This window comes from Alteromonas sp. ABH4_452, from assembly GCF_056311825.1.
On sequence record NZ_CM149973.1, the window covers coordinates 1,497,516 to 1,519,773 of the forward strand.

Below are 22,258 nucleotides of genomic sequence, written 5' to 3' on the forward strand. Positions count from 1 at the left end.
TTGCGCGTTTTTGTAGGATATTGCGCTTGCGTTTTCTCTTTGTTTACTTAGCTTTTAAAAAACAAACTAAGCTAAGTCGAAAATAGCGCTTTGGTTTTCAAGAAGCACTCATAAGCAGTGCATCAAGGTTATTGTTTGAATATTTTTTGTAATGCTATTTATATCAAACCCGTGTGACAATTCATACATTGAATAATGACAAATTCGCTAATCGGATTTCTCTGTTAAGCCAATTTGTGTCTTTCTTATGCCATTTTGCTTTTTACTGCGTATCAGGTGGTACAATAAGTGCGTAAAAATTTAAGGAGTCGAAATGTTAGTTGTAGTATCCCCAGCAAAAAATTTAGATTTTGAAAGCGAAGTTCCTGTAAGTCAGTTTACACAACCTGACATGCTTGAAGACACTGAACGTTTGATGGAAGTGTGCCGCACTTTGTCTCCGGCTGACTTATCATCGCTAATGAAAATAAGCGATAAACTGGCAACCTTAAATGCTAACCGTTTTGCTGAGTTTTCTACACCGTTCACACCAGAGAATGCGCGTCAGGCAATGTATGCATTTAACGGTGATGTCTATACTGGGCTTGATGCTTACTCGCTAGACAGCGACAGTGTAGAATACGCACAAAAACATCTTCGTATTTTGTCTGGTCTGTATGGGCTGCTAAGACCGCTAGATTTAATGCAGGCCTATCGTCTAGAAATGGGCACTAAACTCGCGAATCCTGAAGGTAAAGACCTGTATGCGTTTTGGGATGACCGCATTACCTACGCCTTAAACAAGGCGTTAGAGGCGCAGGGTGATAATGTGTTAATTAATCTTGCGTCGAATGAATACTTTAAAGCAGTAAAGAAAAAGTCTTTAGACGGCATGATCATTACGCCCACCTTCAAAGATTACAAAAACGGTCAGTATAAAATTATCAGCTTTTTCGCGAAGAAAGCCCGCGGCTTAATGGCGCGCTACATTCTTGAAAATCGTGTTGAAGATGTAGAAGGCTTGAAAAACTTCGACGTAGACGGCTATCAATTTAGCGAAGAGCAAAGCTCATCAACAGAATTGGTATTTCTGCGTAACCAAGAAAGTTAATAGCTTTTTTGAGTAATAATGACTGATAGGTGAGCCGGGCTCAGCAGCTTCGCTCTGGATTAGCTAAAGAAACTTCGCCTTTGATACATAGCCATCGCATTTGCGCGATGGCTATTCTATATCGAGGCCCAATCACACGCTTACAATAGCTGAAGTCAAATCTTTTCCCTTCTTTGTAATAAAAGCGAATCGCCGTACTACGATAAGATTAGCTATCATACTAACTGCTGCATGCTACAATATGCATAGTACTTTTCAGCCACAAAGTAAGGCACAAACTTGAGCATATTAGTTCGTAATTTACCCAAATCATTTACTCATGAAAATCTTGAAGATTTGTTTTTTGAGTTTGGCACTATAGCGTCATGCGACCTAGTGATGGATGAGGCCTCGGGTTTATCTAAAGGCTTCGGCTTCGTTGAAATGAGTACCCAAGAAGAAACCGATAAAGCGATTAAATCGCTTAACGCCAAAGTTATCGAAGGTAAAAAGATTCGAGTTAAATGGTCAAATCAAGAGAAGAAGCAAGCAGCAATAGACGATGCTCCCGCGCCTAAAAGAGACATCCCAGAAGATGTATGGGGAAGTGTTTCTCGCAATAATTCCGAACTCGAAAACGACGACCGTTAACAGTTGAGTTAACTAAATAGCAAAACTTTGTCTTATTTTTAAACTTTTGTTTTGAAAATTAGAGCAGTGCTGACAACCTTTGTTGTCAGCACTAACAGGTAACTCAGCTAGATAATGCTGCTGCTCGCTCTCGGGTATTGCGAGCAGTCATAACAATGGCTAGCCATATTAACACGCCACCACCGGCAAGTGCTAGGCCTACCCAACCCGTTGATGTATAGCCGTAACCCGCTGACAGCGTCATTCCAGCCAACCAAGGCCCAAGTGCATTAGCGGTATTAAATGCTGCATGGTTCATGGCGCCTGCCAAAGTTTGCGCTTCGCCAGCTACGTCCATCAAGCGTGTTTGCAGTGGCACGACCATACCGCCGCCGATGCCAATAAAAAACAGTGAGGCCGCCATCAGGTATGGGTTGCCCATAGACGCGGCGTATGCGGCTGCAGATAAGCCCAATAGAACTTGAAAAACGATAGCTGATGTCAGTAATCTGCCTTCAGAATATCTACCCGCAATAATGTTGCCGAGGGTTACGCCAATGCCATAGATAAGCAAGGTTGCAGAGATTCCCCATTCAGGTGCTGAGGTCGTGTTTAAGTATGAGGCACTGAAATAAGAATACACAGAGAACATGCCCCCAAAGCCAATTGCGCCCATAAGTAGAACCAGCAGCACATCTTTATTTTTTAGCGCTTTAAGCTCAGTTAACGGGTTGGCATCCGGGTTTGGTCCGCGGTATGGTGCAGTTTTCCACACCATTAATGCGGTGACTAAGGCAAAGGCTGAAATCATAAAGAAACCGGTTCTCCACCCGAACATTTGCCCGATGCCGCTAATTGATGGAACACCTATTATATTTGCTATAGCTAAGCCTAAAATAATGTTGCTGACTGCTTGTGCACGCTTGTTCTTACCAGCAATGTCAGCGGCAAAAAGCATGGCAATACCGAAATAAGCGCCGTGTGGAAGGCCAGCAATAAAGCGAGCTATATTCATTGTCCATTCTGACCATGCTAGTGCTGTTAGCAAGTTTCCGGCAGCATAAAAGACCATCATTGAAATAAGCATGGTACGTCGGGCAAGGCGAGAAAAGAAAATAGTGATAAGCGGTGCGCCTACGACAACGCCAATGGCATAGGCACTAATCGCATGGCCCGCAACGTTTTCCGTGATACCAAAATCGTCAGCAAAGTAAGGCAGTAAACCCATTGCCGCAAATTCGCTGCAACCTATTACGAAAGTACCGAAAGCTAGCCAGAACGTAATCGTTGCCAGTGAATATTCTCCTGCCGCTGATTGCTCTTCCGAACGGGCTCCCTTATACGCTGCCTGAGTAGAAGTGATGTCGTCAGTTTGATTCGCCATAAACTATCTTTTTTCCTTCATATCGTACCATTCAGTCGCTTGCTTGCTGCTTGAGCATGGCGCACTTGCACAAGGTTAAAATACAAAAACCGGCAAACGGTATGTTTGCCGGCTTTCTATTTTTAAAAGCTATTGCTTTGGTTATTCAAATAAGGCCAAAAGCCCCAAGCTTGTGCTTTGTTCATTCATTAATAAGCTGAGATCTTAGCAGCGAATGACTATTTAGTAACGGTAGCTGATAAGATTTCTTAATCATTTCAGCGCTTTAAATGTAGTGTGTTTGTTAATGATTTGATTCACGTCATTTTTTCAGTGATACACATGAGTGCTAACTCAATACTAAAGTGATTGTTTTCTGAGCGTAAAAGTCCTCAACATCTGTCATTTTTACTCAGCTAACTATTAACATTTTATGCAGGGCTAGCTGTCATCGCTGGTTTTATCTTTTAACGATTATTCGTATAAACAACAAACTTCTTGACTTTACTGCGTTCTATATATAGAACGTTCTGTAAATGGAACAAAATAGTTTGGCGACGTGTGAATCAATCCACCTTGAATATTTTAGGTAGGCATCTGCAGAAACTTAGGCAAGATAAAGGTGTCTCTCTGTCTCAATTAGCCGCAGGTGCAGGTATTGCAAAATCTAACCTCTCTAGGCTAGAGCAGGGAAACGGCAATCCTACGTTAGATACGATTTGGCGATTGGCCAAACAACTAGACGTGCCCTTTGGTCAGCTTGTTCAGCCCCTTAGCACGAGCGTAGGAGAGAATGGGGTGGAAGTGCGTCTTATTGAACAAGGGCAGGGTGTACCTAATGTTGATGCTTACTGGATGTCGGTCGCACCTAATACATTGCGAGAAGCCGAAGCTCACGCGGCCGGAACAAAAGAAACCATTACGGTAATAAGCGGTTCGTTAGAAGCCGGGAATATGGGCAGTACTCAGCTACTGCTACCCGGCCAAATTACCGACTTTAGGGCTGATTTACCTCACGTCTACAAAACTCAAGATGACTGGGCAACCTGCCTTATCACTATCGTTTATCACAAAGAGGCAACGGAATGAGCCAAATTTCTTCAAAAAGTGGGCTTAAGCAGGGGATTATAGATGGGTTACCCTTGCTAGGAGGGTATATCCCAGTTGCTATTTCATTCGGCGTGATCGCTATTCAAGCTGGCTTTTCAACATTAGAAGCAACGCTTATCTCTGTGTTCATTTATGCTGGCGCGTCGCAGTTTCTTCTAGTTGCTATGGTGGCTTCAGGTGCACCCCTTTGGCTAGCGGTGTGTATGACGTTATTAGTTAATGTACGCCATGTGGTTTACGCGCCCAATTTAGTGCCTTACTTACCACAGAGTAAGGCGTGGCCCTATTTAATGCATGGGCTTACCGATCAAATTTTTGCGCTAGCCCATACACGTTTACCCTCTATGGAAGACGCAAAGAAAGTTGATTGGTTTAAAGGTGTTTCAATGGTGGCGTGGTTTAGTTGGATTTTAGGTACTGCGCTTGGCGGGTTAGCTGGAGATTCGCTTACACAGAAATGGCCTGTCTTAGATAGTGTAATGCCGTTTGCCTTACCAGCCTTATTTCTCGTTCTGCTAGCGCCAAAGTTTTCTAGTAAACAATGGGTTGTTACCTTATTGGTCACTATCTCTATCGCCCTTTTCATTGCACTTAGTAGTTTCAAAAATGCGGCTATTCCTTTAGCTGCACTGTTTGGTGCGCTTACATTTTATGTTCTTACCTCCCATGTCGGAAGGAAACCGTCTCATGCAAACTGATATTTGGGTAGCAATTATCGTAGCGGCTATAGGCACCTATGCATTGCGCGTTGCACCATTGTTATGGACACAGCGTCACTTCAATAAACACAAAGCCAATAATTCCGAAGCGCGCTTGCCTACCTGGTTGAGTGTATTGGGACCACTAATGATAGCCGCTATGTTGGGGGCTTCCCTTGTTCCTAAAGTGCCATCAGCGTCTAGTTGGATAGCAACAGTTGTGGCAACAGCCATAACAATAATCGTTTGGAGAAAAACCAAAACATTGGGCCTACCTGTCTTTTCGGGTGTCGCCTTTTTTGGCGTAATATATTGGTGCGCTTTACATTTTCTATAGATATAACGCAGGCTAAATGGAAAAGTTAATTGATAGTTAGCCTCCCATGGCTTTGTCACCCCAGATTTCTTTCAAGCGCTGGTCGCGACCACAGTTCCAACGGTAGAATTTGTAGCGAACAGGGCTTTTCTTATAGAAATCTTGGTGACCTATTTCATCACCTTTAATTGGATAAAAAGTAGAGGCGTCTAGTATTGGCGTCACCACGTCTTTATTCGGAAACTGGGAGATTACGTCAGCTTTTGTTTTTTCGGCGATAGCGCGTTCTTTATCGTTCGCAACAAAAATAGCGCTCAAGTAGCTGGGGCCTTTATCACAAAACTGGCCTCGGTCATCAAAAGGGTCAATATTTACCCAAAAATGATCGAGTATATCTTTATAAGAAAGCACTTCACCGTCATAAGTGATTTTAACGGCTTCGTAATGCCCTTTGTGATTGCCGTTGTAGGTAGGGTTTGGTGCACTTCCACCAGTAAACCCAGAAACTACGTCGGTTACGCCTTCTAATTTTTCAAAGTCAGATTCCATACACCAAAAGCAGCCTCCCGCTAAAATAGCTTCATCGGCTTTTGTCGATGGTGTAAATACCGCGGCACTCAAAGTTGCGCCGAACAATACTGCGGTGATTGTAGATTTCATCTTGTACCTTTTACGTTTTGACAGAGCCATATAGCTATGCGCTTTGGCTAAGTTTTCCTTTTAAGCTTTTCGACTTATAAAGTGAGGCTATGTTAGTGAACATATACGAGTATCAAATAAAGAACGGTTTAGGCTGCAATTTATTTCACTGCAATTTGAAGCATCACCTTTTCCTCGCTTACAAAAGAAAGAGCTTAGCTAGCGATTAATAGCATCGCACTAGAATCAAAAACAATTAATGCCAAAAGAGGGTAAGTAAAATTTTCATCAGACTCTGTAGTCTGCGTTCACTGATAGCAAAGTCACTGCAATTTCATTTCCCCAAACTGCTCTGTAGCCCTTCCATGACAGGGCCTTAGAATAAGAGGCTGTCGGTCGGCAGAGCACTTGCATCTCAGCAAGTACGTGTGAGTCAAAATACGCGACAACTTGTGATTTCACTTAGTGAGGTAGTTCAGCTTTGTTTAGCGCTGATCAAACACTGCTTTACTTCGTGCAGCCGGTTGTCGGTTATTCGGCTCTCTAAAAGAGCTTGGCTCAGATTTAATTAAGTCGAAAGTAAGGAAGGTAATATGTCTATAGTCAAATCAGGTAGTGCAGCTTACAAACCGTTAGGTAAAAAAGGGAAGGGCAGCATTTCTACGGAAACAGGCGCTTTGTCTAATCAACCTTATGGTTTTAATACGCGGTTTGAAGATGAAAAAGGGACAAACCCTGAAGAGTTAATTGGCGCGGCCCATGCGAGCTGCTTCACTATGGCGCTTTCTTTTGCATTATCCGATGCAGGGTATGAAGACGGTGAACTAAATACAACGGCCAAGATCAGCCTAGACAAAAACGATGATGGTTTTGAAATTACTCAGTCGGCATTGACGTTAGATGCTGAAGTTGACAGCATCACCGAAGACGAATTTGAAAAAATAGCTCAAGAAGCGAAGGAGAATTGCCCCGTTTCTCAACTACTGAATGCCAATATTACGTTAGAGTACCGACTAAATAAGAGCTAACTGTTTTAACCGAAATCGCCTGCTTGAATAGTGGGCTATTCTTTTACATTTTAAAAAATAGTGAAAAAAAAAGCGGCTTATCAAAGCCGCTTTCCTCTATCTACACGAGTAGAAGTGATTTATTTTCCAATTACACCACAAGCCACACGTTCGCCCCCGCCGCCAAGCTTTTTAGGTGAATCAGAGTAATTATCTCCGCCCGCATGAATCATCAGCGCACGACCTTCAATATCTTCCAGTTCAAGTTCTGGCGCGAAAATCGGCTGAGTAGCCTCACCTTTTTCATTCACGTAAAGTACAGGAAGGTCACCCTCATGACCACGCTCAGACCATGGAGCTCGATGTTTGTCAGTATTTTCTGGGTCAAAGTGACCGCCAGCTGCGCCACCTAGCACCTTTTTTCCATCCTTCATTGCTGAGGAGCAATCTCCATTTTGATGAACGTGGAAGCCATGGACTCCCGGCGTTAACCCTGACAGCTTAGGTGTGAATACCACGCCATCATCATCGTGACTACTCACCATAACTGTACCAATAGCATTGCCAGTTTCTAAATTTTTCATCATCACTTCTTTTCCTTCTTCGTGATGACCGGCAAAACTCCCAGCACTTAGCACTAAAGAAATTGAGCCTGCTAACGTAGTAAGTAAACGTTTCTTCATAGTATTCTCCTTCACTAAATTAATGATTCGTTTTCGAGCAACTACGAAGTTAACCAGCATAAAATAAACCAGTTCGAGCGAAGTGGCAGAAAAGGTGCTGAAGGCCTTATCACTGTGAGCCTTAGGCCATACATAGCTCTCAGATTTTGAAAAAATCCCCTACGTTGGCTGCAAGACTTATAGCGTCCCTATGAAAAAGTTACCGAATGCATTTCTACATTTTTAATGCGTTTTATGAAATGAAGGCGGGTAAGTTTGTAGTAGCGCGGTAAAACTCAGTAACAATATGGTAGTGGCACTTTTCTCCTATTCGACTTACAGTTAGCACCAATTAGGCTATCAAAGGACATAGGCATGTATACACTTTATGGTTATCCGAAAACCCGCTCGGTTCGCGTGGCATGGGCTTTGGAAGAACTAGGCTTACCTTTTGACTACAAGTTGGTTGACCTAAAGCAAGGGCAACACTTGTCAGAGGAATACAAAGCTATAAGCCCGGCTGCAAAAATTCCAGCGCTAGCGACACCCGAAGGCACCTTGACTGAGTCTGCTGCTATTGTCACCTTTTTAGCTGAAAGACACGGCATGCATGAATTTATCCCAGAGCCAGGCAGTTTTGAGCGTGCAAAATATGAAGAGGTGATGCTGTTTCTTACCAGTGAATTAGAGCAGCCCATTTGGAATTTAGCAAAACACACTTTCGCACTGCCTAAAGAGCAAAGACTTGAACAAATGCGTGAAGTGGCGGTATGGGAATTTAAGCGCGTACTGCCGGTGTTTTCTTCTATGCTGGGCGATAAAGAATTTGTATGCGGCACCATGTTTACCATGGCCGACGTGATAGCAGGTCATATTTTGGCGTGGGCAAAAGGCAGTAAACTCGATATTGTGCTTGACGGCAAAACGGACAATGTAGGGGTTTACGCGAAACGTGTATTGGGCCGTGAAGCCTATGAAAGGGCATGGCGACGAGAGATGGCTCATTTGCCTGAGTAAACCGTGCTGCGATTAGAAAACACATAACGACAGCGCTTTTTTTGCGAAATATAAGCAAAAACAGCGACGAAATAACAAGGGAATAAAAATGAAAGCATTTAAAACACTGCTCGTCAGTAGTGCAGTAACTATGGCTCTGGGCCTTAGCTCAGCTGTGGCTCATGCACACAATCACGCAGATATGCAGAGTCCATCAACAAGTGAATCAGTGACAAAAGAAGCGTCTGAGCACGAGAAGCTTTTTGGGTTATTTGCAGCCGCTGACCAGCGCAATATTGAGCTAAACCCAATTATGGCCATTTTTCGCGGCGATATGCGTTACGCAGACAGAATGGGCGACTTCTTAACAGACTCTCACGCTTTAGCGGGAAAAACAGCGACATTACTCAACTTGTCAGAACTTAAACAAATTGACCGCAGTAAGCTAAGCGATACTGACAAACTTGCCTACGATGTATTCAAATACAATCAAGAGCGCTCGCTAAAAATGTCGAGCGATGAAATTGAAGCACTGACAGCTGTGCGCCCTATAAACCACTTTAGCGGATTCCACACTTTTTACCCGACCTTTGCGAGCGGAAAAGGCGCTGCGCCATTTAAAACAGTAGAAGATTACGAAAATAATTTATCTCGCCATAAGGATTACATTGCTATTTCTGACCGCGCTATGGGCAAATTTCGCGAAGGCATGGAAAGTGGTGTGCTGGAAACTAAGTTAACCATCGACCGTGTAATCAAGCAGTTCGATACACAGCTGGCTATCCCTATCAAAGAGTCACAGTTTTGGGGGCCAATTACCATGTTCCCAGAAAGCTTCTCAGACGAAGAAAAAGCCCGTTTAACTGCTGAATATGAAAAAGCGACGCAAGAAATTTACGATGCAACCACACGCATGCGCGATTTCCTTCGCGATGAGTACTTGCCTGTGGCCCGTGAGAGCATTGGCCTTAGCGATATGAAAGGTGGTGCAAAGCTATATCAATTGATGGTGGAAGGTTCAACGACACTGCCAATGACCCCTGATGAGCTGCATAATCTTGGTTTAAAAGAAGTTAAGCGTATCAAAAATGATATGCTTGAAATTAAAGACGAAGTAAAGTTTGAAGGAACATTAAACGAGTTCTTCGACTACGTACGCACCGATCCTAAGTTCAAGCCTGAAAGCCGTGAGGCGCTAACCCAGAGCTATTATGATATTGGTCGTGAAGTGGATGAAAAAATTGACCAATACTTTTCTCTACTGCCAAAATCTGAGTTAGAAATAAAACCTTACGACCCTGCTATTGAGCAATTCAGTGCGGGTGGATCCTATCAACCAGGCACGCCAGATGGCTCTCGTCCTGGTACTTTCTATTTTAACGCCTACGATTTGCCTAGCCGCTTAACCACCGGCAACGTTACCTTGTACCTACACGAAGGTGCTCCGGGCCATCATTTCCAAGTGAGCCTTGCCCAGGAAAACGAAGCGCTGCCGTCTTTCATGCGCTTTAGCTTCCTACCAGCCTTCGGTGAAGGGTGGGCGCTATATTCAGAAACCTTGGGCTATGAAATGGGCTTTTTTGATGACCCATGGAACCGTTACGGAACGCTTCAGGATGAGCAGCTGCGCGCTATGCGTTTGGTAGTAGATACGGGGATTCACGCCAAAGGTTGGAGCCGTGAACAAGCTATCGATTTTATGCTCGAAAACTCAGGCATGACTCGCACGGAAGTCGTGGCAGAAGTAGAGCGTTATATTGCTATACCATCACAAGCGCTGTCTTACAAAGTTGGCGCGCTTAAAATTCAAGAATTGCGTGCGCGCGCAGAGAAGGCATTAGGTGATGATTTCGATATCCGTGAATTCCACGCACAAGTGTTAAACACGGGCGGCATTCCACTTGCTATTCTTGAACAGAAAATTGACCGCTGGATTGCTAGCCAACAAAGTTAGTGAAAAGCGGCAAATCAAATAGAACTTAAAACACTATAAAGCCAGTAAGTTTAAGACCTTGCTGGCTTTTTTGGTTTTTTTGCGACCAATAGCAGTGATATTGACGTATAGCTTCACTAGAGTAGTAATTGTACAATTTTTCTAAAGGTTTAAAGGAGCGCAAGGTGGAGTTAGGGTTATTTTCATTAAGTTTAACGGTCAAGGATATTAATAAATCGAAAGCCTTCTACGAAGCATTAGGTTTTGAAGCTATGCCTTCATGTGGCTCGGTGGAAGACAAATGGTTAATGATGAAAAACGGCACCACCATGATTGGCTTATTCGAAGGTATGTTTGAAGACAACATTATGACTTTTAACCCCAGCGATGTTAGAGCACTTCAGGCGAGTTTAGTTGAGCAAGACATTGCATTAGAAGTGCCGGTGAAAGGCGACAGTGGTCCAGGGCATTTTATTGTTAAAGACCCTGACGGCAACACTATTATGTTTGATCAATTTTAAGAAGAATTTCTTCTCATTGCCATTGGAAGCTAACTAGCCCACTTTTTTGAACAATTACTCTTAAACAAAAGGAAGTGAGGGAGGGAAGGCAGGTTGAAAACAAAACTGTTATTTCTAGCTATAGCATTGATGGCTAATGTGGCGTGCCAGAGCACTAAAAGCAGTGATGACCAGAAAAAGAGTGAGTTAGCTCCTTTCAATTGGCAGATTAGCGAATTCGCATTGGTCGACGTGGAAGAGTCCGAGGCACTCTTTGCGTTATCTGAGCAGCAAAAGCAGCACTTTCTTTCTTATTATAACTCGCCGACTAAAGCACATGTATCACCTAATTTTCGCCTCGCTTATTATCTGGATAACCTGGTTTCGAACTTCAGTTACGCAGGGGACACGCTCAAAGCAAGAGATGTTTTAAACAACCGTTACGGAAACTGTATGTCGCTTGCTTTACTTACTACAGCGCTTGCTAAGCTTGTTAACCTTGATGTGGTTTATCAACAAGTCCATACCCCACCACTGTATCGGCGATTTGGAAACATGCTCACTACGTCAACACATGTGAGAAGTATTATTTTAGGGCCTGAACCTGAAAAAACAGGCGACAGCATTGTTTTTAGGGGAAGAGCGATCATTGATTATTTTCCATCAAGCCGAAACGACCGGGGAGTTTACATCTCCGAGGCTGACTTCATCTCAATGTATTACCAAAATATGTCTGCTGAAGTGATGAGTGACAACCCTGATTTAGCCTACAGTTATTTGTATCGCGCAATGCAGTTAAACACAGCGAATGCATCTACGCTAAATTCTCTCGCTGTACTCTACCGTTCAAATGGCTACGAAGAAGAAGCTCGGAGACTATACGAATTCGCTATCGAGAATCATATCCAGTCGGTACATACGCTATCAAATTTCGCAGTGTTGCTTAAAAAGGTAGGCGATGTAGAAACGCTATCGCGTATTGGGGATATGTATTTAAAAACAGACGACGATAACCCTTATCGTTGGATAGATTTAGGTAATGCATTTTTAGCGAAGGGCAAGCTTTCGGAGGCAGAAATGTTTTTCAACAAAGCCATCGCTACAGGCCCTTATCTGGGAGAAAGCTACTCGGCTATGGCTAAGACTTATTTTTTACAGGGGAAGGTGCTTAAAGCTGAAAATATGATGGAAAAAGCGCTCTCCCTTTCACTGCCTTCACAGAATAGAGCGCTTTACACCGCCAAGCTAAAGGCTATCCAAAATAGCCATTAATGACTTAGTTTCCATAGCTCGCTGAGCACTTAGATTCTCGCTGCCAGTTCAGCGCCTTGGCGAATAGCACGCTTGGCATCGAGTTCTGCTGCGACGTCAGCACCGCCGATAATGTGCACGGTAAATCCTGCCTCTTCTAGAGGTTGCTGCAGAGGTTTAAAGGGCTCTTGGCCTGCACATACAATAACATTATCGACAGGCAGCACCTTAGGCGTGTCGTTAATGAGTACGTGAAGGCCTTGATCATCCACTTTCTCGTAGGAAACGCCATTTATCATTTGAACGTTGTGGTGTTTCAATGATTGCCTGTGGATCCAGCCCGTAGTTTTGCCCAGCCCTTTACCTACTTTAGAGGTCTTGCGTTGTAGTAAATACACTTCGCGTTCAGAAGGCTCTATCGCCTTTTCTTTAAGTGCCCCTGGTGCTGAGTAATTTTTGTCGATACCCCAGTGAGCTAGCCATTTTTCTTTATCTTTAGCTAAGTGTTCGTGCTCAACTAAGAACTCTGCTACGTCGAAGCCAATGCCGCCAGCGCCAACAATTGCCACTTTCTTACCTACGGGCTTGTGGTCACGCAATACGTCTAAATAACTCATCACTTTAGGGTGGTCGTGCCCTTCAATTGTAAGCGTTCGAGGATTAATACCGGTGGCTAACACCACTTCATCAAACCCCTCATCGACAAGGCTTTCTGCGTTCACTTCTGTGTTAAGGTGAATCGTAACGCCAACTCTCGCAAGTTGATTGTCAAAATAACGCAGGGTTTCATAAAACTCTTCTTTACCCGGCACTTGCTTGGCGTAATTAAATTGACCGCCAATTTCACTGGCTTTATCAAACAAATGCACGTCGTGGCCACGCTCTGCGGCATACATAGAAAACGCCAAACCCGCAGGCCCTGCACCTACTACCGCTAGTTTTTTCTTGTTTTGAGTAGGGGTAAAGGTAAGTTCGGTTTCATAGCACGCTTGTGGATTTACTAAGCAACTTGCACGCTTTTGCTCAAACGCATGGTCAAGGCAGGCCTGGTTACAGGCAATACAGGTGTTAATAAGTTTAGACTCATTGCGCATGGCCTTGGCCACAAAATGGGCGTCAGCCAAGAAAGGGCGTGCCATCGATACCATGTCAGCATGGCCTTGTGCGAGTACCGATTCTGCAACTTCAGGCGTATTAATACGGTTAGTGGTGATAAGAGGAATATTCACCTCTTTTTTCATGCGTTCGGTTATCCAGGTAAACGCTGCACGAGGTACAGAAGTGGAAATCGTAGGAACACGGGCTTCATGCCATCCAATACCAGTATTAATAAGCGTAGCACCTGCTTTTTCAATTTCTTTAGCCAAGTACACGACTTCATCCCACTTAGCGCCACCTTCAACCAAATCCAGCATAGACAGGCGATAAATAATGATGAAGTTAGCGCCCACTTTCTCGCGCACACCTTTAACTATCTCAATAGCTAAGCGGGCTCGGTTTTCTAAACTTCCGCCCCATTCATCATTTCTGTGGTTAGTACGTTCGCAAAAGAATTGATTAATGAGGTAACCTTCTGAACCCATTATTTCTACACCGTCGTAACCTGCTTGTTGGGCAAGGGCAGCACATTTAACATAGTCTTTAATGGTGCTTCTCACGCCGCGCGAGGAAAGTTCGCGAGGCTTAAAAGGAGTAATGGGCGACTTCATAGGTGAAGCTGAAACGGCAAGCGGGTGATAACCATAGCGACCCGAATGCAGTATTTGCATGCAAATTTTACCGTCTTCTTTATGCACAGCATCGGTAATAACACGGTGCTTCTTGGCATGACGAGAGCGCGTCATTCTGCCGGCGAAGGGCGCAACCCAACCTGAAATGTTAGGGCTAATACCGCCAGTCACAATTAGCCCAGCACCGCCTTTGGCCCGCTCGGCATAGAAAGCGGCCAGTTTATCAAAGCCGCCTTTTTCCTCCTCTAAACCTAAATGCATCGAGCCCATCAGGGTACGGTTACGTAGTGTAGTAAAACCTAAATCTAATGGGGCTAATAGGTTAGGGTAAAAAGGTGACTGCTGTTCTGACGTATTTACAGAATGGGCAGCGGCGGTCTGAGGTGCAGACTGTGACGAGGGCGTATTCATATTTATTCTCTATTTTTTACTATGAAGGCATCTAGCATGTTGTTTAGTAATTAAAGTACGTAGAAACTATTTTTAATTGCGCTTCAGCAGACTTCAGTAACTAATGCTTTAATCTTTACGAGCCAACTTGCCCGACCAGTTGTCTTGATTATTTACTACTGCATCAGTTTGGTAAAGGGGAGTTATCAATTTTTTAACACAATAAAAAAAGCGAGATACCGATTATCGGCAATCTCGCTTTAACAATTTTAAAATTATGTTTAGTAAAAAGAGGTTATATTTTACTCGCGTCGGCAAGGTTTGATGCGTAAACAATATTGCCTAAGAAAGTAGCCTATAGTTGCCTATTCATCCACATACATTTTTTGCTGGAATTTCAGCGTCTGTTTACTTGCACCCTTTTGCACGTCTATTTCAAACCTGAACGTTTCCTGATCGCGGAAAGGCAGTACAGCGAGGTAATAAATGGCATCGCCTTCTTCCACTTTCTTAAAGGTAAGTTTGCGAGCATTGCCTAAAAGGTTCTTTGCCGTACCTGTCACGTCTGCACGCTGCGCTTCACCTGAAACTTTGTCGAGTACGGAAATGTTGACCAGCGCGTTAAACTTGCTTCTTACAATACCGTAATTAGCCGCAACTTCAGGCGTTAAAAAAGGCGTACTTACTACCATATAGTGTACATCCCATTCACCAAGCGTTTGCTTCTGTTCAGCAAATGCGGAGAAGCTTAAGCAAGCTATAGCTATTGCAAGAAGGGCTACGTACCCTTTCTTAAGTTGTTTTATCTTACTCATGATAGACCTTACTTTGCCTTCATATTTATCTTTTACAAAACAGCGGGCTTACCCGCTGCCTGATACCGTATGACCTAAGGTTTCACCGTTAATACATGTAATAAACATTGTTTACATAGGGAAAGTGTCTTGGATCAGAAGCTGTAAAAACTGTAATGCGATGATGGCAATCAGTACCGACAAGTCAAGGCCACCTAGCGGAGGAATGACTTTGCGAATAGGCGCTAGAAAGGGTTCAGTTAGTTGATACAGCACATAGTCTACGGGAGATTGACCTTGCGATACCCAGCTTAAAATTGCACGTAACAGCAATACCCAGAACATTAGCGATAGGGTTTCTTTTACCACGCCAATTACCGATAAAATGGCTATGCCTACGGGGTTTAGCGTACCGCCAAACATAAGCCCAAGAGTAACGAGTTTAAGCGCGCATACCGCTATCGCCAATACAAAGGTAGCGGTGTCGAATCTGCCGATTGACGGGATAACACGGCGCAACGGCCCCACGATAGGGTGGGTTGCTTTTACTACAAATTGACTCATTGGGTTATAAAAGTCTGCTTGAACCATTTGTAACCAAAGGCGCAGAATAACCACCATCAAATAAAGGCTAAATAAGGTATCAACCAAAAATACCGTTGCATTCATGTTGTGTTTTTCCTAGAACGTTATAGCTGTTTTGCCATTTCTTCAGCACGCGCTACGGCTGCCCGCATCGACTTGCTGACAATATCTTTTAAGCCTTCATCAATGAAGGTATTTACGGCCTCGGCTGTGGTGCCGCCCTTTGACGTAACTTGGGCACGAAGCTCACTTAATTCAAGGTCTGGGTTGTTACAAACCATTTCAGCTGCACCCAACATAGCCTGCTGCACCATAAGGCGTGACTGGGCTTGATCAAACCCCATGTTCATGGCTTCTTCTTGCATGTTTTGTAGGAACAAGAAGAAATAGGCTGGACTGCTACCTGCTGCGGCAATAACACCGTTAATACCATCTTCTTTATCTACCCAAACGGTTTCGCCCACGCTGTTCATCACATCGTCTACGTACTGTCTGTCAGAATCAGACACTGTATCGTCGGCGTACATACCCGACATGCCTTTGCCCAACAAGCTTGGTGTATTTGGCATAATACGAACCACAGGGTATTCGCCGCCTAACATCTCTTGTAATCTGGCAACGGGTAAACCGGCTGCGATGCTCATAAACAACTTACCTGATAGGTCGTTATTTTTTTGCAGTTCGCCGCACATATCACCCATAATTTGTGGTTTTACCGCAAGCACAATGGCGTCAGCGAATTGGCAAGCTTCATCGTTAGATTGCGTGGTGTGAATACCAAACTCGGCTTTAAGGCCGTCTAACTTTGGAGTAGACGGGTTTGCCGCAAGAATATTTTCTTTCGCGTACCCAGATTTGATAAGACCACTGATGATGCTGCGGCTCATGTTACCCGCGCCAATAAATGCTAATTTTTTCTGTTGCATGTAAATCCTATTTGTTGATTGCATTTAAGTCTGTGTAGCATGGCTAATCACTAAAAGCTCAGCACTATAGGTATCACTAAGTACGTTTTCCGAAAATAGCGGTACCTATTCGAACCATGGTAGAGCCATATTGAATTGCTTCTGCCATATCACTACTCATTCCTACGGATAGGGTATCAAAATTGCTCAGTGATGTATGGTAGTGGTCAAATAATTCTTTTAGCTTAGTTAGCGTAGCGCGCTGTTGTTCTTCACTAGGATTGGCCTTGGGAATAGCCATCAAACCGCGTAAGCAAAGGCGCTCCTGTGACGTTACGAACTCAACTAAAGAAGCCAATTCGTTAAGCGCTACGCCAGACTTACTGCCTTCATCATCAATGTTCACCTGAATACATACGTTTAATGGCGGCATTGAGGCTGGGCGTTGCTCATTAAGACGGCGGGCTATTTTCTCTCTGTCTACTGACTGAACCCAGTCGAAATGTTCGGCTACTACTTTAGTTTTATTTGACTGAATAGGGCCAATCATATGCCACTCAATATTTTCAAGATTTGAAAGTTCCTGAACCTTTTCAACACCTTCCTGCACATAGTTTTCGCCAAACATTCGTTGTCCCGCTTCATACGCTTCAATGATATCTGATACGGGTTTTGTTTTGCTAACCGCTAGCAATTTAACGGTTTTTGGTGGACGATGTGCACTGGTAGCGGCTTGGTCTATTCCTTTTCGTGCGGAATCTAGTCTTTCTGCTATTGTTTGCATTATTCACCTTGTTTTGGAGAAGTGGTTGTGGATATTACCGAACTTTTGGCTTTCAGTGTTAAGAATAACGCCTCAGATTTACACTTATCAGCGGGCCTACCACCAATTATTCGTGTAGATGGAGAGATGCGTAAACTTAACGTGCCTGCCCTCGATCACAAGCAAGTTCATGGTCTTGTTTATGAGATTATGAATGACATGCAGCGCAAAGAGTACGAAGAAAACTTAGAAACCGATTTTTCATTCGAAGTAAATGGCTTGTCTCGTTTTCGTGTTAATGCCTTTGTTCAAAATCGCGGTGCCGCGGCGGTGCTGCGTACCATTCCTAGCAAGGTGTTAACCTTAGACGACCTTGGCGCGCCCGAAATTTTTAAAGACATCATCAATCAGCCTACCGGAATTGTGCTAGTCACTGGCGCTACAGGTTCGGGTAAAAGTACCACCCTAGCAGCCATGGTTGACCATATTAATACGCATAAACGTGAGCATATTCTTACCATTGAAGACCCGATTGAATTTGTTCACGACAATAAACTTAGTTTGGTAAACCAGCGTGAAGTACACCGCGATACGCATTCGTTTAATAACGCCCTGCGCTCAGCCCTTCGTGAAGATCCAGATGTCATTCTGGTTGGTGAGCTTCGTGACTTAGAAACCATTCGCCTTGCGATTTCAGCTGCAGAAACAGGCCATTTGGTGTTTGGTACCCTACACACCAATTCAGCACCGAAAACCATTGACCGTATCATAGATGTGTTCCCTGCAGAGGAAAAAGCCATGGTGCGCTCAATGTTATCGGAGTCGCTTCGCGCGGTTATATCGCAAACGTTACTTAAGAAAGTCGGTGGGGGGCGTGTGGCTGCTCACGAAATTATGGTGGGCATCCCAGCTATTAGAAACCTTATTCGTGAAGATAAAGTGCCGCAGATGTACTCGGTTATTCAAACCGGGCAAGCACATGGTATGCAAACTATGGATCAATGCTTACAGCGATTGGTGGCTATGGGTGTCATTAGCAAAGAAGATGCGGCGGCAAAGTCGGTAGATAAACAGTCTATGAACAACTTCTAGAGGCCATTATGCTAGATTCACTATTACAAAAAATGGTTGATACCAATGCCTCTGATTTGTTTATAACGGCAGAGTTTCCGGTAAGTGCCAAAATCAACGGCAAACTTACCCCAGTAACAGAAAATGCCACGTCGGTGGAAGAATCGCTCGCGCTGGTTCACGAAGCGATGACTGAAAAGCAGCGAGACGAATTTCATACATCGAAGGAGTGCAATTTCGCTATTGTGCGCGATGGCATTGGCCGTTTCCGTTGTTCTGCGTTTTGGCAACGAGACCAAGCGGGTATGGTTATCCGTCGTATTGTTACTCAAATCCCGAAAGCGGATGACTTAGGTCTTCCTCGGGTATTAAAAGAAATTATAATGTCTAAGCGCGGTCTTGTTCTATTTGTAGGTGGGACAGGTACAGGTAAGTCAACCTCGCTCGCAGCACTTATTGGGCATAGAAATGAAAACACTCATGGGCATATATTAACCATTGAAGACCCTATTGAGTTTGTGCACGAGCACAAAAACTGTGTTATCACACAGCGTGAAGTAGGCATTGATACCCAGTCTTTCGACGATGCTCTTAAAAGCTCGTTGCGTCAGGCGCCGGACGTGATTCTTATTGGTGAAATTCGCTCAATGGAAACCATGGAATATGCCATGTCGTTCGCCGATACGGGGCATTTATGTGTAGCCACACTGCATGCCAACAACGCGAACCAGGCCATTGAGCGTATCATGCATTTAGCACCTAAAGATCAACACGATAAGCTGCGTTTCGATTTAAGCTTAAACATACGCGCTATTGTGGCACAGCAACTTGTGCCTACTCCTGACGGTAAGGGCAGGGTAGCGGCAATAGAAATACTGCTTAACTCGCCGTTAGTGCGCGATCTTATTCAGCGCAACGAAATAGGCGCATTAAAAGAAGCCATGAAAAAGGGTAAAGAGCAGGGCATGCAAAGCTTTGATATGGCGCTGTATGACTTGTATAAAGCGGGTAAGATAGACATGGACCAGGCACTTCACCATGCTGACTCGCCTAACGATCTGCGCTTAATGATCAAGCTTGATACCAGTGACGGCTCTAGCTTAGGCACCTTGTCTAATGTATCTATTGATATGGATGACTAAGCACTGCTTCTTCAGTGCTGCAGTTATATTTTGAAAAAGCGGCACCTAGATAATTACGTCATTGAGTAATTCGGTCTTCTTACTTAAAAAGCAGCTAAAGGGCTGCTTTTTCGTATAAGCTTTACGCGATGTGCATTATTTTTTGCAATAGGATAGCCATTGAAAAAACTTTTCACTTCACAAGACGCTTTTGAAATGCAAGCGGTTCGCAGCGAACTCGATGCGCTGTCTATTCCCTATATGGTAAAAAACGAATTTGCTGGTGGTGCTGTAGGAGAGCTACCTTGGCAGGATGCTCAGCAGGAAGTATGGCTCGTCGACGATAGCTGGTATGCGCGAGCGTCGAAAGTTATCGAGGCCTTCGTTCACAAATCACGTAATACGAATAACAGCAGTGAAGACTGGCGATGTGACGCGTGTGGTGAGGAAAACGGCAGCGCATTCGATGTATGCTGGCAGTGCGGCGCGGAAAAATAGAAGTACAGGAACTAAAAATTAAAAGCAAAGAGTAGCGCAAAAGCGGCTACTCGTATTGGCTTTCGCTCCAGCTGGTGAAGATCACGCAAGCTGATACGCTATCAACTTTATCCTTAGTAAGCTTTTTGTAGCCACCTAACTCAAACAGCATAGCTTTAGCGTCTGTAGTAGTAAGACGCTCGTCACAGGTTTCCACTGCAACACGAAAACGACCGTGGAGTCGATTGGCGAACTTGCGAGCTCGTTGGGTCATTTCCTGCTCTGTGCCGTCCATATTTAGCGGTAAACCCACTACGACAACATGGGGTTGCCATTCTTCATAAAGCTTTTCTATCAATGCCCAATCTGGAATGCCGTCTCGTGCCTTAAGCGCTGCAAGAGGTGAAGCAGTGCCCGTAATTTCTTGGCCTACCGCTACGCCAATACTCTTGGTACCAAAGTCAAACGCAAGTACAGTACGATTTCCTATATCAGGCATGCCCGGCTCCTGGCGCTAGCTGCCATACATCAACACCGAGTTTATTTACGGTTGCTTGCCATTTTTTATGCATAGGTGTGTTAAACAAAATTTCTTCGTCCGCTTCTATGGTTAGCCAGGCGTTTTCCTGCATTTCCTTTTCAAGCTGCCCAGGTGTCCACCCGGCGTAACCTAAAGCAATAAGTACGTCTTCTGGGCCCTCATCATTGGCGATAGCTGTCAAAATGTCCTTTGATGTGGTAACCATGATTCCCGGCGCGAGCTTAAGGCTAGATGCCCAAGACTTTTGCGACGAATGCAAAACAAAGCCACGTTCTTGGTTGACCGGTCCGCCCGCAAGTACGATTTGTTCCGCCTTGTCTTCAGAAACTGTCAACTCTTTGTCAGTTTGTTCAAGAAGTTGTTTGACGTTCATAGTAGAGGGCTGATTTACCACAATGCCCATAGCGCCTTCAGCGTTGTGCTCACAAACATAAATGAGTGAACGAGAAAAGTAGGGATCGTCTAAGCTAGGCATTGCGACCAAAAAGTGATTTTGTAGGCTTTTTAATTCCGTCATAGTTTGCTTTTTACTACTATATTTTACTAACGTCTTTTACTTTAGAGGGCCTTTTAATATTAAGTATAAAAGGCCCTGTATTCACCCATGTTGAGCTTTATCTGAGCTACTCGCGCCGGTGACTAGTGCAAAGTACGTTTTATCTGTTGGCTAAGCGCTTTTCAATTGCGTCAAACAGTGCGCCCATAATGTCTACGTCGTACGCGGCTTCTATTTCTCTTACGCACGTTGGGCTGGTAATGTTTATTTCTGTAATTTTATTGCCAATGACATCAAGCCCTACAAACAAAATATTATTATCTTTAAGCGTAGGAGCTATGGCTTCAGCCAATGCGCGGTCTGAATCAGAAATTGGCTGAGGGCGGCCAGTGCCACCGGCGGCCAAGTTCCCTCTTGTTTCCCCTTTGGTTGGCAGTCGCGCTAAGCAGTATGGCATTACTTCACCATCTACAATCAATACACGCTTGTCACCGTCTTTAATCTCTGGAAGGTACTCTTGTACCATCATATAGCGGGTGCCTAGATGCGTCAGCGTTTCAATAATTACACCTAAATTATTACCGTCAGGTTTTACTCTAAATATAGAGGCCCCACCCATGCCATCCAGAGGCTTACAAATAATATCTTGATGCTTGGCATGAAACTCACGAATAAGCGCCTGATTGTTCGAAACTAGAGTATTCGGGATATGCTCTGGGAAATACGACGTAAACAATTTTTCGTTGTAGTCACGTAGGGCCTGAGGATTATTTACAACCAGTGCTCCAGCGTCTTGCGCTAGCGACAATATCTGGGTAGCGTACAGAAATTCGCTGTCAAAAGGCGGGTCTTTACGCATAAGTAAAACATCAATATCCCCTAAATGCAGGGTCGCTTCGTCTTCAATCGCATAGAAATCTGTCGCTTGGTCTTTAACCGACACGGTTTTGCCCAACCCCATAGGCTTACCATTGTCTAAATACAGGTCTTTTAGTTCGAAATAAACAACCTTTGCACCGCGGCGCTGAGCTTCAAGCATCATCGCAAAGCTTGTGTCTTTATGTGGCTTAACGCTTGCGATGGGGTCCATAATTACGCCAACGGTATATTGCATAATGTTCTCACCTTGATGTTTATAAAATGCCGGCTCATATAGCCCTGCTGATAATCTTTGTATATTGGGTCACACCCTAATACTTCAAGTTATGGGT

24 protein-coding genes are annotated in these 22,258 nt (G+C 44.2%); 13 read left to right on the plus strand and 11 right to left on the minus strand.

Annotated elements, in window-relative coordinates; genetic code table 11:
* Window positions 1-313 precede the first annotated feature (313 nt).
* Together yaaA and ACYX4N_RS06420 are read left to right on the plus strand one after the other, a co-directional pair.
* Window positions 314-1,090 carry a peroxide stress protein YaaA gene (gene yaaA, locus ACYX4N_RS06415; protein WP_476055974.1) on the plus strand — a complete coding sequence of 259 codons (777 nt, stop codon included), beginning with the start codon at window positions 314-316 and terminating at the stop codon, window positions 1,088-1,090.
* 279 nt (window positions 1,091-1,369) lie between these two features.
* The gene (locus ACYX4N_RS06420) at window positions 1,370-1,720 is read left to right on the plus strand and encodes an RNA recognition motif domain-containing protein (protein ID WP_476055975.1); all 351 of its coding nucleotides are present in this window, start codon (window positions 1,370-1,372) and stop codon (window positions 1,718-1,720) included.
* A 103-nt stretch (window positions 1,721-1,823) separates the two neighbouring features.
* On the opposite strand, the gene ACYX4N_RS06425 is transcribed toward ACYX4N_RS06420, so the two are convergent.
* On the minus strand, window positions 1,824-3,083 hold the full coding sequence (locus ACYX4N_RS06425; RefSeq protein WP_476055976.1) for an MFS transporter: 1,260 nt from the start codon (window positions 3,081-3,083) through the stop codon (window positions 1,824-1,826).
* Window positions 3,084-3,623: 540 nt separating this feature from the next.
* Between ACYX4N_RS06425 and ACYX4N_RS06430 the strand changes: the two genes are divergently transcribed.
* Genes ACYX4N_RS06430 through ACYX4N_RS06440 form a run of 3 tightly spaced genes read left to right on the plus strand, consistent with a single transcriptional unit; the run spans window position 3,624 to window position 5,207 of the window.
* Window positions 3,624-4,151 carry a helix-turn-helix domain-containing protein gene (locus ACYX4N_RS06430; protein ID WP_476055977.1) on the plus strand — a complete coding sequence of 176 codons (528 nt, stop codon included), beginning with the start codon at window positions 3,624-3,626 and terminating at the stop codon, window positions 4,149-4,151.
* Window positions 4,148-4,870, plus strand: a complete 723-nt coding sequence (locus tag ACYX4N_RS06435; RefSeq protein ID WP_476055978.1) for an AzlC family ABC transporter permease — start codon at window positions 4,148-4,150, stop codon at window positions 4,868-4,870. The genes ACYX4N_RS06430 and ACYX4N_RS06435 overlap by 4 nt, the downstream gene beginning before the upstream one ends.
* Window positions 4,860-5,207: an AzlD domain-containing protein gene (locus ACYX4N_RS06440; RefSeq protein ID WP_476055979.1), complete on the plus strand. Its 348-nt coding sequence runs from the start codon at window positions 4,860-4,862 to the stop codon at window positions 5,205-5,207. Before ACYX4N_RS06435 ends, ACYX4N_RS06440 begins: the two co-directional genes overlap by 11 nt.
* 36 nt (window positions 5,208-5,243) lie before the next feature.
* Here ACYX4N_RS06440 and msrA read toward each other — a convergent pair whose 3' ends face one another.
* Window positions 5,244-5,846, minus strand: coding sequence for a peptide-methionine (S)-S-oxide reductase MsrA (msrA, locus tag ACYX4N_RS06445; protein ID WP_476055980.1), 603 nt, complete (start codon window positions 5,844-5,846; stop codon window positions 5,244-5,246).
* Window positions 5,847-6,418: 572 nt separating this feature from the next.
* Between msrA and ACYX4N_RS06450 the strand changes: the two genes are divergently transcribed.
* Complete coding sequence (locus ACYX4N_RS06450) at window positions 6,419-6,853, plus strand: OsmC family protein (RefSeq protein ID WP_476055981.1); 435 nt, start codon at window positions 6,419-6,421, stop codon at window positions 6,851-6,853.
* Between the two features lie 119 nt (window positions 6,854-6,972).
* Here ACYX4N_RS06450 and sodC read toward each other — a convergent pair whose 3' ends face one another.
* Window positions 6,973-7,515 carry a superoxide dismutase [Cu-Zn] SodC gene (gene sodC / locus ACYX4N_RS06455; RefSeq protein WP_476055982.1) on the minus strand — a complete coding sequence of 181 codons (543 nt, stop codon included), beginning with the start codon at window positions 7,513-7,515 and terminating at the stop codon, window positions 6,973-6,975.
* 354 nt (window positions 7,516-7,869) lie between these two features.
* On the opposite strand from sodC, the gene ACYX4N_RS06460 reads away from it, so the two are divergent.
* From ACYX4N_RS06460 to ACYX4N_RS06475, 4 genes are all read left to right on the plus strand, one after another.
* Complete coding sequence (locus ACYX4N_RS06460) at window positions 7,870-8,511, plus strand: glutathione S-transferase family protein (protein WP_476055983.1); 642 nt, start codon at window positions 7,870-7,872, stop codon at window positions 8,509-8,511.
* Window positions 8,512-8,599: 88 nt separating this feature from the next.
* Window positions 8,600-10,444, plus strand: a complete 1,845-nt coding sequence (locus tag ACYX4N_RS06465; protein WP_476055984.1) for a DUF885 domain-containing protein — start codon at window positions 8,600-8,602, stop codon at window positions 10,442-10,444.
* A gap of 164 nt (window positions 10,445-10,608) precedes the next feature.
* Complete coding sequence (locus ACYX4N_RS06470; RefSeq protein ID WP_476055985.1) at window positions 10,609-10,944, plus strand: VOC family protein; 336 nt, start codon at window positions 10,609-10,611, stop codon at window positions 10,942-10,944.
* 93 nt (window positions 10,945-11,037) lie between these two features.
* Window positions 11,038-12,195: a tetratricopeptide repeat protein gene (locus tag ACYX4N_RS06475; RefSeq protein WP_476055986.1), complete on the plus strand. Its 1,158-nt coding sequence runs from the start codon at window positions 11,038-11,040 to the stop codon at window positions 12,193-12,195.
* A 29-nt stretch (window positions 12,196-12,224) separates the two neighbouring features.
* Here the strand turns inward: ACYX4N_RS06475 and ACYX4N_RS06480 are convergent, their stop codons facing one another.
* The 5 genes from ACYX4N_RS06480 to ACYX4N_RS06500 all read right to left on the minus strand — a co-directional run bounded on the left by ACYX4N_RS06480 (window position 12,225) and on the right by ACYX4N_RS06500 (window position 17,362).
* Window positions 12,225-14,315: an oxidoreductase gene (locus ACYX4N_RS06480; RefSeq protein ID WP_476055987.1), complete on the minus strand. Its 2,091-nt coding sequence runs from the start codon at window positions 14,313-14,315 to the stop codon at window positions 12,225-12,227.
* Window positions 14,316-14,659: 344 nt separating this feature from the next.
* Window positions 14,660-15,109: a DUF4426 domain-containing protein gene (locus ACYX4N_RS06485; RefSeq protein ID WP_476055988.1), complete on the minus strand. Its 450-nt coding sequence runs from the start codon at window positions 15,107-15,109 to the stop codon at window positions 14,660-14,662.
* Window positions 15,110-15,220: 111 nt separating this feature from the next.
* The gene (locus ACYX4N_RS06490; RefSeq protein ID WP_269916797.1) at window positions 15,221-15,757 is read right to left on the minus strand and encodes a YggT family protein; all 537 of its coding nucleotides are present in this window, start codon (window positions 15,755-15,757) and stop codon (window positions 15,221-15,223) included.
* A 20-nt stretch (window positions 15,758-15,777) separates the two neighbouring features.
* Complete coding sequence (gene proC, locus ACYX4N_RS06495; RefSeq protein ID WP_476055989.1) at window positions 15,778-16,599, minus strand: pyrroline-5-carboxylate reductase; 822 nt, start codon at window positions 16,597-16,599, stop codon at window positions 15,778-15,780.
* 76 nt (window positions 16,600-16,675) lie between these two features.
* Complete coding sequence (locus tag ACYX4N_RS06500; protein ID WP_476055990.1) at window positions 16,676-17,362, minus strand: YggS family pyridoxal phosphate-dependent enzyme; 687 nt, start codon at window positions 17,360-17,362, stop codon at window positions 16,676-16,678.
* Window positions 17,363-17,389: 27 nt separating this feature from the next.
* On the opposite strand from ACYX4N_RS06500, the gene ACYX4N_RS06505 reads away from it, so the two are divergent.
* The 3 genes from ACYX4N_RS06505 to ACYX4N_RS06515 all read left to right on the plus strand — a co-directional run bounded on the left by ACYX4N_RS06505 (window position 17,390) and on the right by ACYX4N_RS06515 (window position 20,031).
* A complete protein-coding gene (locus tag ACYX4N_RS06505; protein ID WP_179984303.1) occupies window positions 17,390-18,433 on the plus strand; it encodes a type IV pilus twitching motility protein PilT in 1,044 nt (347 codons plus the stop codon).
* An 8-nt stretch (window positions 18,434-18,441) separates the two neighbouring features.
* Window positions 18,442-19,554, plus strand: coding sequence for a PilT/PilU family type 4a pilus ATPase (locus ACYX4N_RS06510; RefSeq protein ID WP_474805322.1), 1,113 nt, complete (start codon window positions 18,442-18,444; stop codon window positions 19,552-19,554).
* A gap of 159 nt (window positions 19,555-19,713) precedes the next feature.
* Window positions 19,714-20,031: a putative signal transducing protein gene (locus ACYX4N_RS06515; protein ID WP_476055991.1), complete on the plus strand. Its 318-nt coding sequence runs from the start codon at window positions 19,714-19,716 to the stop codon at window positions 20,029-20,031.
* A 46-nt stretch (window positions 20,032-20,077) separates the two neighbouring features.
* Here ACYX4N_RS06515 and ruvX read toward each other — a convergent pair whose 3' ends face one another.
* The 3 genes from ruvX to gshB form a co-directional block, all read right to left on the minus strand.
* Entirely contained in the window at window positions 20,078-20,509 is a 432-nt protein-coding gene (gene ruvX, locus ACYX4N_RS06520; protein WP_179984300.1) for a Holliday junction resolvase RuvX, read from the minus strand.
* Window positions 20,502-21,068: a YqgE/AlgH family protein gene (locus ACYX4N_RS06525; protein WP_179984299.1), complete on the minus strand. Its 567-nt coding sequence runs from the start codon at window positions 21,066-21,068 to the stop codon at window positions 20,502-20,504. The genes ruvX and ACYX4N_RS06525 overlap by 8 nt, the downstream gene beginning before the upstream one ends.
* Before the next feature lie 139 nt (window positions 21,069-21,207).
* Window positions 21,208-22,161, minus strand: a complete 954-nt coding sequence (gene gshB, locus ACYX4N_RS06530; RefSeq protein WP_474805324.1) for a glutathione synthase — start codon at window positions 22,159-22,161, stop codon at window positions 21,208-21,210.
* Window positions 22,162-22,258: the final 97 nt, after the last annotated feature.

Bases quoted from the DNA above. Each gene is read 5' to 3' on its own strand.
- ACYX4N_RS06435 (WP_476055978.1), top strand. From the start codon at position 4,148: ATGAGCCAAATTTCTTCAAAAAGTGGGCTTAAGCAGGGGATTATAGAT.
- ACYX4N_RS06480 (WP_476055987.1), bottom strand. From the start codon at position 14,315: ATGAATACGCCCTCGTCACAGTCTGCACCTCAGACCGCCGCTGCCCAT.
- ACYX4N_RS06465 (WP_476055984.1), top strand. From the start codon at position 8,600: ATGAAAGCATTTAAAACACTGCTCGTCAGTAGTGCAGTAACTATGGCT.
- gshB (WP_474805324.1), bottom strand. From the start codon at position 22,161: ATGCAATATACCGTTGGCGTAATTATGGACCCCATCGCAAGCGTTAAG.
- ACYX4N_RS06440 (WP_476055979.1), top strand. From the start codon at position 4,860: ATGCAAACTGATATTTGGGTAGCAATTATCGTAGCGGCTATAGGCACC.
- sodC (WP_476055982.1), bottom strand. From the start codon at position 7,515: ATGAAGAAACGTTTACTTACTACGTTAGCAGGCTCAATTTCTTTAGTG.
- ruvX (WP_179984300.1), bottom strand. From the start codon at position 20,509: ATGCCTGATATAGGAAATCGTACTGTACTTGCGTTTGACTTTGGTACC.
- ACYX4N_RS06450 (WP_476055981.1), top strand. From the start codon at position 6,419: ATGTCTATAGTCAAATCAGGTAGTGCAGCTTACAAACCGTTAGGTAAA.
- ACYX4N_RS06490 (WP_269916797.1), bottom strand. From the start codon at position 15,757: ATGAATGCAACGGTATTTTTGGTTGATACCTTATTTAGCCTTTATTTG.
- ACYX4N_RS06425 (WP_476055976.1), bottom strand. From the start codon at position 3,083: ATGGCGAATCAAACTGACGACATCACTTCTACTCAGGCAGCGTATAAG.
- ACYX4N_RS06500 (WP_476055990.1), bottom strand. From the start codon at position 17,362: ATGCAAACAATAGCAGAAAGACTAGATTCCGCACGAAAAGGAATAGAC.
- ACYX4N_RS06510 (WP_474805322.1), top strand. From the start codon at position 18,442: ATGCTAGATTCACTATTACAAAAAATGGTTGATACCAATGCCTCTGAT.
- ACYX4N_RS06485 (WP_476055988.1), bottom strand. From the start codon at position 15,109: ATGAGTAAGATAAAACAACTTAAGAAAGGGTACGTAGCCCTTCTTGCA.
- proC (WP_476055989.1), bottom strand. From the start codon at position 16,599: ATGCAACAGAAAAAATTAGCATTTATTGGCGCGGGTAACATGAGCCGC.
- ACYX4N_RS06525 (WP_179984299.1), bottom strand. From the start codon at position 21,068: ATGACGGAATTAAAAAGCCTACAAAATCACTTTTTGGTCGCAATGCCT.
- msrA (WP_476055980.1), bottom strand. From the start codon at position 5,846: ATGAAATCTACAATCACCGCAGTATTGTTCGGCGCAACTTTGAGTGCC.
- yaaA (WP_476055974.1), top strand. From the start codon at position 314: ATGTTAGTTGTAGTATCCCCAGCAAAAAATTTAGATTTTGAAAGCGAA.
- ACYX4N_RS06460 (WP_476055983.1), top strand. From the start codon at position 7,870: ATGTATACACTTTATGGTTATCCGAAAACCCGCTCGGTTCGCGTGGCA.